This is a genomic window from Stenotrophomonas sp. HMWF023, assembly GCF_003060985.1.
Lineage (GTDB): Bacteria > Pseudomonadota > Gammaproteobacteria > Xanthomonadales > Xanthomonadaceae > Stenotrophomonas > Stenotrophomonas lactitubi.
In genome coordinates, this window is record NZ_QAIJ01000321.1 from 1 (window position 1) to 486 (window position 486).

The 486-nt window shown below is 65.2% G+C and carries 2 protein-coding genes; both read left to right on the top strand.

Going from position 1 to position 486, the window contains the following annotated elements; genetic code table 11:
- Nucleotides 1–325: SEC-C metal-binding domain-containing protein (locus DBR20_RS19705; protein ID WP_181393132.1), on the top strand; the 325-nt coding region annotated here is incomplete at its 5' end.
- 96 nt (nucleotides 326–421) lie between these two features.
- The coding region (locus DBR20_RS23500) for a hypothetical protein (RefSeq protein WP_258223435.1) at nucleotides 422–486 on the top strand (65 nt) is incomplete at its 3' end.

Consider the following 486-nt stretch of genomic DNA (forward strand, 5'->3'; position numbering starts at 1 on the left):
GGAATACAAGAAGGAAGCCTTCGAGCTGTTCTCGGACATGCTGGAGAACGTCAAGCGCGAAGTGGTGACCCTGCTGGCTCGTGTGCGCATCCGCAGCGACGAGGAAGTGCAGGCACTGGAAGCGGCCGAGCGCCAGCAGGTGGAAGCCCGCCTGAAGCAGTCGCAGTTCCAGCACCAGGACGCAGGCAGCTACAGCGCCGACGAAGAAGCGGCAGAAGTCGAAGCCGCCCAGCTGCAGCGTGACGAGCCGAAGATCGGTCGCAACGATCCGTGCCCGTGCGGCAGCGGCAAGAAGTACAAGCACTGCCACGGCCAGCTGAGCTGACCCCCGGAGAGCCCCGCGAAAGCGGGGCTTTCCTGTTATGGGCGTTGAAGCGCCCGGCGATTGCGCCGGTGCCCCGGTTTTCGGCATGCTCCCCCCATGCCTTCCCCGAAACGATCGATCCACGTCGTAGCCGCCGTCATCACTGACGCCCGCGGCCGCAT